At 70.6% G+C, this 9247-nt stretch carries 8 protein-coding genes; 4 read left to right on the top strand and 4 right to left on the bottom strand.

Translation table 11 applies throughout. From position 1 onward, the window contains the following. Positions 1-59: 59 nt before the first annotated feature. Both VGX25_RS29950 and VGX25_RS29945 read right to left on the bottom strand, forming a co-directional pair. The gene (locus tag VGX25_RS29950) at positions 60-1109 is read right to left on the bottom strand and encodes a tartrate dehydrogenase (RefSeq protein ID WP_326921293.1); all 1050 of its coding nucleotides are present in this window, start codon (positions 1107-1109) and stop codon (positions 60-62) included. Then, entirely contained in the window at positions 1109-2707 is a 1599-nt protein-coding gene (locus tag VGX25_RS29945) for a DASS family sodium-coupled anion symporter (protein WP_326921292.1), read from the bottom strand. Before VGX25_RS29945 ends, VGX25_RS29950 begins: the two co-directional genes overlap by 1 nt. Before the next feature lie 110 nt (positions 2708-2817). Here VGX25_RS29945 and VGX25_RS29940 point away from each other — a divergent pair, with 110 nt between their 5' ends. The 4 genes from VGX25_RS29940 (at position 2818) to VGX25_RS29925 (ending at position 7285) form a co-directional block, all read left to right on the top strand. Then, positions 2818-3987: a pyridoxal phosphate-dependent aminotransferase gene (locus VGX25_RS29940; RefSeq protein WP_326921291.1), complete on the top strand. Its 1170-nt coding sequence runs from the start codon at positions 2818-2820 to the stop codon at positions 3985-3987. Continuing rightward, positions 3984-4970 carry a D-glycerate dehydrogenase gene (locus VGX25_RS29935; RefSeq protein WP_326921290.1) on the top strand — a complete coding sequence of 329 codons (987 nt, stop codon included), beginning with the start codon at positions 3984-3986 and terminating at the stop codon, positions 4968-4970. Before VGX25_RS29940 ends, VGX25_RS29935 begins: the two co-directional genes overlap by 4 nt. A 245-nt stretch (positions 4971-5215) precedes the next feature. Further along, positions 5216-6628 carry a vanadium-dependent haloperoxidase gene (locus VGX25_RS29930; RefSeq protein WP_326921289.1) on the top strand — a complete coding sequence of 471 codons (1413 nt, stop codon included), beginning with the start codon at positions 5216-5218 and terminating at the stop codon, positions 6626-6628. A 30-nt stretch (positions 6629-6658) separates the two neighbouring features. Next, complete coding sequence (locus tag VGX25_RS29925) at positions 6659-7285, top strand: class I SAM-dependent methyltransferase (protein WP_326921288.1); 627 nt, start codon at positions 6659-6661, stop codon at positions 7283-7285. On the opposite strand, the gene VGX25_RS29920 is transcribed toward VGX25_RS29925, so the two are convergent. Further along, the gene (locus VGX25_RS29920) at positions 7282-8481 is read right to left on the bottom strand and encodes an RNA polymerase sigma factor (RefSeq protein ID WP_326921287.1); all 1200 of its coding nucleotides are present in this window, start codon (positions 8479-8481) and stop codon (positions 7282-7284) included. The genes VGX25_RS29925 and VGX25_RS29920 overlap by 4 nt on opposite strands. A gap of 316 nt (positions 8482-8797) precedes the next feature. Beyond that, positions 8798-9139: a YciI family protein gene (locus tag VGX25_RS29915; protein WP_326921286.1), complete on the bottom strand. Its 342-nt coding sequence runs from the start codon at positions 9137-9139 to the stop codon at positions 8798-8800. Positions 9140-9247: the final 108 nt, after the last annotated feature.

The raw sequence follows: 9247 nt of genomic DNA, 5'->3' as shown, positions 1-9247 counted from the left end.
GCTGTGCCGCGCGCGGCGCGCGGCACAGCCGTCGGTCCCGCTCGGCGAGCTTGCCGGAGCTAGCCTTCCAGGGCGGCGATCAGGGCGTCGGTGACTTCGGTTGTGGAGGCGGTGCCGCCGAGGTCGGGGGTTCGGGTGGAGGGGGTGGCCAGGGTGTGCTCGATTGCCGCCACAAGCGCCGCGGCCGCGGCGGGGTGGCCGAGGTGGTCGAGCATGAGGGCGGCGGACCATACCGCGCCCACCGGGTTGGCGATGCCGCGGCCGGCGATGTCGGGGGCGGAGCCGTGGACGGGCTCGAACATCGAGGGGTGGGTGCGGGTGGGGTCGAGGTTGGCCGATGGGGCGATGCCGATGCTGCCGGCGACGGCGGCGGCAAGGTCGCTGAGGATGTCGCCGAACAGGTTCGAGGCTACGACGACGTCGAACCGTTGTGGGGTAAGGACAAATTTGGCAGCCAGCGCGTCGATGTGTTCGGAGTCCCAGCGTACGGCCGGGAACGCGGCGGCGCGCTCGGCGACGATCTCGTCCCAGAAGGGTAGCGTGTGGACGATTCCGTTGGACTTCGTCGCCGAGGTCAGGTAGCCGCGGCGGGTGCCGGCCAGCTCGAAGGCGTAGTCGACGATGCGGCTCACCCCGGCCCGGGTGAAGATCGCCTCCTGGATCGCGAGCTCGTCCGGGAAGCCGCGGTTGAGCCGCCCGCCCGCCTCGCTGTACTCACCCTCGACGTTTTCCCGCACCACGACCAGGTCGACCGGGCCGGCGTCGCGCAGCGGGCTGTCCACGCCGTCGAACACCCGGATCGGCCGCAGGTTGACGTACTGCCGGAACGCCCGCCGGATCGGGATGAGCAGGCCCCACAACGATACGTGGTCCGCGACGTCCGGCCAGCCCACCGCGCCGAGCAGGATCGCGTCGAACCGGCGCAGCGTGTCCAGACCGTCGGCGGGCATCATCGCGCCCTGCTCGAGGTATCGCCGGCAGGACCAGTCGAACTCCACATAGGACAGTTCGATTCCGTGCCCGGCGGACACGGCGTCGAGCACCCGCCGGGCGGCGTGGATCACCTCCGGCCCGATGCCGTCCCCCGGAATCACCGCGACGCGCCGCATCACGCGATCCCAAGCAGCGCCACCATGACCGGCAGCCCGATGAGGATCAGCACGGCGCCGAGCACGTCGAACGAGACACCCGACCGGATCATCCTGGTGATCGGCACCGCGCCGGAGCCGTACACCACGGCGTTCTGCGGCGTGGACACCGGCAGCATGAACCCGAACGACGCGGCGAACGTCGCGGCCAGCGCCGGCACGAACGGGTTGACGCCGGTCGCGACCGCGATCGAGATGACGATCGGGACGACGACCGCGGCCGACGCGGTGTTGCTCGTCGTCTCCGAGACCAGGATGGCCAGCACCACCGCGAAGATCGTGATGGTGACGATTCCGCTCAGCCCCAACGCGTTGGATGCCGACCTGCCAAGGGTCTCGGCCAGGCCGGTGCTGGACAGCAGCGAGCCGAAGATGATCCCGGTGCCGAACAGCAGGATCGTGCCCCAGTCGATCTCGGCCGCGTCCCGCCAGCGCAGCGTGAACTCCCGCCGCGACCAGTCCGTCGGCAGCAGGTACAGCAGGGCCGCGCCGAGCACGGCGACCACGCCCTCGTCCAGCCGGTCGCTCAGCGTCGTGTACACGGTGGACTCGTCACCGAAGATCAGCGCGATGATGCCGGGCAGGATCCACAGGGTCACGGTGATCCCGAACGCGATCAGGGTGTTCTTCTCCGCGCGGGACAGCGGTCCCATGGCCGCGCGCTGCTCGGCCACGTAGTCGGAGACGCCCTCGATGCGCCGGATCTCCGGCCGGTTGAGCAGCAGCAGGACGACCCCGAGCGCCACGAACATGAGCGCGCAGATCGGCAGCGCGGCGCCGATCCACTCGGCGAACGAGATCCGCTTGCCGGTCGCCTCCTCGATGAGCCCGCGGCCGATCAGGTTCGGCGGGCTGCCGACCGGGGTGAGCAGGCCGCCGACGCTCGCCCCGTAGGCCAGCATCAGCATGATCGCCGCACCCACCCGCAGCCGCAGCGGGTCGAAGTCCTCGGCGACCATCCCCCGCTCCTGCAACAGCTTCGCGATGACCGCCAGGATGCCGAGCGCGGTCGGCAGCAGCATGGCCACGGTCGCGGTGTTCGACACGAACGCGGAGATCACGCACGTGATCAGTCCGAACGCGATGATCACACCGAAGGTCGAGCCGCCCACCCGGGGCAGCGCCAGGATCCGGAACGCGAACCGCCGCGCAAGGCCGTGCTTGAGCATGGCCTGGGCCAGGATGAACGCGCCGATGAACGTGAAGATCGTCGACGAGCCGAACGGCCGCAGCGCGTCGTCGGCCGGCACCACGTTCAGCAGCACCACGAGCGCGACCCCGGTCAGCCCGCCGACCGGGATCGGCACCGCCTCGGTGATCCACAGGATGATCACGCCGAGCAGGATCCCGCCCAGCGTCTGCTGGTTGCCCGGCAGGTCGAGCGGCACGGCGAGGAAGGCGATGGTGACCAGCGGGGCCAGCCACAGCCCCACCGTCCGCCGTCCCTTCTCGAACCGCTCCTCCGCCGGTGACAGGCGCTGTTCCCCCAGGCTGCGGTACGTCGCATGCCCCAGCAGCGCCTCGTCCACGTTCGTCCGTGTCCTGGCCTGATCGTTCATGCTCGCCTCCAGTGGTCCCAGTCCACCCTGGCATCCGGGTAACCCCCACACCACTCACCGCAGCCGTCCGTCGGTGGCCGCCGCCCGCCGGTCGGGATTGAATAACCCTCATGAAACTTGCCAGTCGAATGGGCCGCCTTGGCACCGAGTCGGCGTTCGAGGTGCTGGCCAAGGCCAAGGAGCTGGAACGACAGGGCCGGCAGATCATCCACCTGGAGATCGGCGAGCCGGACTTCGACACCCCGGCGCACATCGCCGCCGCCGCGCGGGAGGCGCTGGCCGCGGGGCACACGCATTACGTGCCCGCGCCCGGAATCCCGGAGCTGCGCGCCGCCGTGGCCGAGTTCCTCGAACGCACCGGCCGGCTGCGCACGACGCCCGATCGCGTCGTGGTCACGCCGGGCGCCAAGCCGATCATGTTCTTCACGATCATGGCGCTGTGCGAGGAGGGCGACGAGGTCCTCTACCCGGATCCTGGCTTCCCGATGTACGCCTCGATCGCGGCGTTCGCCGGCGCCCGGCCGGTTCCGGTGCCGCTGCGCGAGGAGAACGGCTTCACGATCGACCCCGACGAGCTGGCGTCGCTGATCACCGAGCGGACCAGGCTGCTGATCCTCAACTCGCCGCACAACCCGTGCGGCAGCGCGTCCACCGCCGAGCAGCTCGAGGCCATCGCCGCCCTGGCGATCCGGCACGATCTCGTGGTGCTCAGCGACGAGGTCTACTGGGCGCTGCGCACCGACGGCAAGCACCGCAGCGTGCTCGACGTGGACGGGATGGCCGAGCGGACCGTGCTGCTGGACGGGTGGTCCAAGACGTTCGCGATGACCGGCTGGCGGCTCGGGTTCGGCGTGTTCCCGCCCGCGCTGGTCGAGCCGATCACCCGGCTGGTGATCAACTCGGTGTCGTGCACGTCGGCGTTCAGCCAGCACGCGGCGATCGCGGCGCTGACCGGACCGTGGGACGACGTCGACCGGATGGCCGCGGCGTTCCAGCAGCGGCGCGACGTCATCGTGGCCGGGCTCAACGCGATCCCCGGCGTGTCGTGCGTCCCGCCGAGCGGGGCCTTCTACGCCTTCCCGAACGTGCGCGCCCTCGGCAGGTCCGCCGCCGACCTCGCCGACCTGCTGATGGAACGCGGCGGCGTGGCCTGCCTGCCGGGCACCGCGTTCGGCGGCTACGGCGAGGGCTACCTTCGGTTCTCCTACGCCAACTCCATCGACAACATCCGCGCCGCCCTGGCGGCCTTCGAGACGCTGGTGAGCGAGGTGTCCGCATGACCGAGTCCGTGCTTGTGACCAGGGCCCTCGTGCCGGAGGCGATGCGCGCCCTCGACGGCCGCTGCGAGCTGGACCTGTACGAGGGTCCGCCGGAGGCGATCCCGCGCGACGAGCTGCTGCGCCGGGCCGCCGGCAAGGACGGCCTGCTCACCCTGCTGACCGAGAAGGTCGACGCCGAGCTGCTGGACGCCGCCGGCCCGCAGTTGAAGATCGTGGCCAACCACGCCGTCGGGTTCGACAACATCGACGTGCCGGCGTGCACCCAACGCGGGGTGCTGGTCACCAACACCCCCGACGTGCTCACCGAGGCGACCGCCGACCTTGCCTGGGCGCTGATCCTGGCCAGCGTGCGCCGGGTCGCCGAGGGCGACCGCTTCCTGCGCTCCCGGCAACCGTGGGTCTGGGGGCCGAGCATGATGCTCGGCCACGACATGTCCCGCAAGACGCTCGGCATCGCCGGCTGCGGCCGCATCGGCGGCGCGGTGGCCCGCCGCGCCACGGGGTTCGGCATGCGGCTCATCTACCACGATCCGATCCGCCTTCCGTCCGATGTGGAGCAATCGCTCGGCCTCGCCTGGGTCGAGTTCGACACCCTGCTCGCCGAGTCCGACATCATCTCCATTCACGCCCCGCTGACCCCGGACACCCGGCACCTGTTCGACGCCGACGCGTTCGCGAAGATGAAGCCGACCGCCGTGCTGGTCAACACCGCCCGCGGCCCCATCGTCGACGAGCCCGCGCTGGCCGAGGCCCTGCGGTCCGGCCAGATCTTCGCCGCGGGCCTCGACGTCTACGAACGCGAGCCGGCGGTCGAGGAGGCCCTGCTCGACCTGGACAACGTCACCCTGCTCCCGCACCTCGGCAGCGCCACCATCGAGACCCGCACCGCCATGGGCCTGCTCACCGTGGAGAACCTCCTCGCCGGCCTCGCCGACCGGCGCCCGCCGTCCCTGCTCAACCCCGAGGCCCTGAGCCGCCGTTAAGTTCCCCTTGTAGCAGCGTGTCGACGCGGCTACGCTGCGTTGACAGCAGCGCTGGGAGCGCTCCCAGACCAATGCCGGACCGGGGGTCCGGCATTTGGTGTGTGCATTCTTGAATTTCTCATTCTTGAGTACGACCAAATCCCTAGGTGACATTCATCATTCCCGAAACCGGGGAAAGACATTACCGTCCCATTACGGCACTCGTGCCGTTTCCCTGCAGCGCTCTCATAAAAGAGGTGCCTACCATGGCACGTAAACAAGCTGCGCGCGGGCTGGTCATCGCGGCCGCCGGCGTGCTGGTCATCATCGGCTTCCCACCCCCCGCAATCTCCGACATCGACGCGGGTCCCTCCGGTAGTCCCACCATCGCCGCCCCGCCGCCGGCTTCGGTCACCGACGAGATTCTGCGCTGGACCTTTTATCTGCAGGATGTCCTCAGACAGGCCGGTGGTCCGCCGACGACAATGTCGCGAAACATCGCGATGACGTATCTCGCGGTCTATGACGCGGTCAACTCCATCACCGCGGTCGGGCAGCCCTACCGGCGGCAGTACACCGACGGTCCACGGTGCAACGCGATGGCGGCCGCGCAGCGCCAGCAATGCCTCGACGCGGCGGTCAGCTGGGCGGCGGCAACGGTGCTCGAACGGGTGTTTCCGGGCCAGGCTTCGTTCGTCCAGAGCGCCCGCGCCACCGAGGATGGGCGGACCGGCACCGGCTTGGCGGTCGACCTCGGCCGGGCGATCGGCGGCCAGTCCGCGAACGAGCTACTGAACGTGCGAGCCAACGACAACTCGCAGAGCAGCGCGTCCTATCCGGACGGGACGGAGCCCGGCGCGTGGCGACGGACCCCCAACGGTTGCCCCGCGGCGATCGGACCCAACTGGGGATCGGTGCGGCCGTTCGCGATCGGCAGCGGGTCGGCGTTCCGGCCACCGCGTCCCGGCGGATTCACCTCCTACGCGGCACTGCTGTCCAGTTCCCTGTACGCCCAGCAGGTCAACGAGGTGCAGTCGCTCGGCCGGTTCAACTCGACCGCCCGCACCGCGACGCAGACCCAGATCGCGTTCTTCTGGGCCAACGACGTCGACGGCACCTACAAGCCACCCGGACAACATCTCGACCACACCAGGATCGTTTCCCAGCAGCGCGGGCTCACCCTGCAGCAGAACGCGCGGCTGTTCGGGCTCGTCGCGATCGCCATGGCCGACGCGGCGATCACGGCCTGGGATTCCAAGTACCTGACCGGGATCGACCTGTGGCGGCCGGAGACCGCGATCACCTTGGCGGCCACCGACAACAACCCGGCAACCAACCCGGACGCGTCCTGGGCCCCACTCTCGGTGCTGCCGAACGGCCAACGGTTCAGCCCGTGCTTCCCCTCCTACACCTCGGGACACGCCACGTTCGCCGGTGCATGGGCCGCGGTCATGCGCCTGTTCTTCGGCACCGACAACATCAGTTTCACCGGCACCACCGACGATCCGAACGCCGTGGGCGTCACCCGCCAGTTCAGCGGATTTACGGCGGCCGCCATCGAGGACGCGCGCAGCCGGATCTTCCTCGGTGTGCACTACCAGTTCGACGCCGACTTCGGCCGGTCCTCGGGGAACGCGGTCGGCGAGTTCGTCGTCAACAACGTCCTGCGCCCGCTGTAGCGCTCGACCCGTGTGGACAATGATGGGGTGATGAGCGACGAGCGGCTGCGTGGGCAGTGGGACAAGTACGCGCCTCGATATGACCGGGACATCGGGTTCTTCGAGCGGGTGCAGTTCGGGGGCGGGCGGGAGTGGGTCTGCTCGCGGGCGCGGGGGGACGTGCTGGAGGTCGCCGTGGGGACCGGGCGCAACCTTCCGTTCTATCCGGACGGGGTGCGGTTGACCGGGATCGACTTCAGCCCGGCCATGCTGGAGATCGCCCGGAAGCGGGCGGCCGAGCTGGGCCGCGACGTCGAGCTGCGCGTGGGTGACGCGCAGGCGCTGCCGTTTCCGGACGCCTCGTTCGACACCGTGGTGTGCACGTTGGGGTTGTGCGGTTTTCCGGACGACCGGGCGGCGATCGCGGAGATGCACCGGGTGCTGCGTCCAAACGGGACACTGCTGCTGCTCGACCACATCGGCAGCCACCACAAGCTGATCCATCTCGGCCAGCGGCTGCTCGAGAAGATCACCGTGCGGATGATCGGCGACTACCAGACCAGGCGGCCGCTGCCGCTGGTGGAGCGGACCGGGTTCGTCGTCCGGGAACGCGAGCGGCTCAAGGCCGGCACCGTGGAGCGGCTCGCCGCGGTCAAGCCGGCGCCCGAAGGCCTTTAGGCATCCAGGATTCGGCGCTCGAGCACGGCCTGCTCGGCCGGGTTGGCGGTCAGCTCGAGGGCCCGCCGGTCGGCGGCCCTTGCCTCGTCCGGATCGCCGAGCTCGCGCAGCAGCTCTGCGCGGGTGGCGTGGAACAGGTGGTAGCGGTCCAGGGCGCCGGCCAGCTCGGACAGCTCCGCGAGGGCGGCGCCGGCGCCGGCCACGTAGCGCAGCGCGATGGCCCGGTGCAGCCGGGTCACCGGGGACGGCGCGTGCCGCAGCAGCATGCCGTACAGCACCACGATCTGCGGCCAGTCGGTGTCGGCCCAGGTCTTCGCCTCGGCGTGGCAGGCGACGATCGCCGCCTGCAGCTGGTACGGGCCGGGCCGGCGGAACCGCGCGGCCCTGGTGAGCAGCTGGATCGCCGCCGCGATCGCGTCGTGGTCCCACAGCGAGCGGTCCTGGTCGCGCAGCAGCACCAGGTTGCCGCCGGCGTCGAACCGGGCCGCGGACCGGGCCCGGTGCAGCCGGATGAGCGCCAGCAGCCCGGCCACCTCGGGCTCGGTGGGCATCAGGCCGTGCAGCAGCGCGGCCAGCCACTCGGCGTCGGCCACCAGGTCGCGGGACTGGGCCACCTCCCCGCAGCTGGACAGGTAGCCCTCGTTGAACAGCAGGTAGATCACCGCGAGCACCTCGGCCAGCCGCGCGCCCAGCTCGTCGTCGGCCGGGATCCGGTACGGGATGCCGGCCTCGGTGATCTTCCGCTTGGCCCTGGTGATCCGCTGCGCCACCGTCGTCTCCGGGAGCAGGAACGCCTTGGCGATCTGGCCGGTGGTCAGCCCGCACACGACGCGCAGCGTCAACGCGATCCGCGCCTCGCGGGACAGCGCCGGGTGGCAGCAGGTGAAGATCAGCCGCAACCGGTCGTCCGGCTCCGGCTGCACCGGCCAGCGCAGCCGGGCCAGCTTGTCCCGGTAGCGCGCCTCGCGCCGCAGCACGTCCAGCCCGCGCCGGCGGGCGACGGTGAACAGCCACGCCTGCGGGCGGTCCGGGATCCCCTCGACCGGCCACCGCTGCACGGCCGCGAGCACGGCCTCGGACACCAGGTCCTCCGCGGCGGAGAAGTCGCCGAGCAGCGACACCAGGGACGCGGCCAGCTGGCCCGCGTGCTCACGCACCACGCGAGCCAGCTCGGCGTCGACGGTCGTCGCCCTCACAGCGTTGAATCCAACGTGAGGGCGAGGCTGGAAGCACCGTTCACACCCACCCGCCATCCCCCCGCCGCGTCCCCGCTCTCACCGTTGCCGGCAGGCGGTCGGCGGACACCGACCCCTCGGCGAGCCTGGCGGCCCGGCCTCGGCGCCGGTAAGCCCTCACAACGTTGAATCCAATGTGAGGGCGAGGCTGGAAGCACCGTTCACACCCACCCGCCATCCCCCCGCCGCGTCCCCGCCCTCACCGTTGCCGGCAGGCGGTCGGCGGACACCGACCCCTCGGCGGGCCTGGCGGCCCGGCCTCGGCGCCGGTAAGCCCTCACAACAGCACCGGACGGATCTCGACCAGCGGGCAGGCCGGCCAGTCCTTGACCATCCGCAGCGCCTCGTCCAGGTCGGCCACCTCGACCTCGCAGTAGCCGCTGACCACCTCCTTGCCCTCCACGAAGGGCCCGTCGGTGACGATCGGCTCACCGCCCTCCAGCCGCACCGTCGTCGCGGTGTGCCCGTCGGCCAGCTTGCGGTTGTGCAGGATCTTGTCGGAGTACCGGTTCAGCCACTCCTGCACCTTGGCGAACCCGGCGTCCCGCTCGGCCTGATCCATCGCCGCCCAGGCCTTCTCCCACTGCTCGGTCTCGACGAACATCAGCACGTACTTCATGCTCAACACCTCCTCACCCATCCGACGATCGGCGCCGAGCCCGATACGACATCGCGGCCGAAAACGTGCTCCACGCTAGCCGACGCCCCCTGACCGCCGGTCGCGGTC

This window comes from Actinophytocola sp. (assembly GCF_035942955.1).
Lineage (GTDB): Bacteria > Actinomycetota > Actinomycetes > Mycobacteriales > Pseudonocardiaceae > DASYTH01.
Note: the sequence above shows the minus strand (reverse complement) of the source record. Positions and strands in the feature narration are given on the sequence as shown.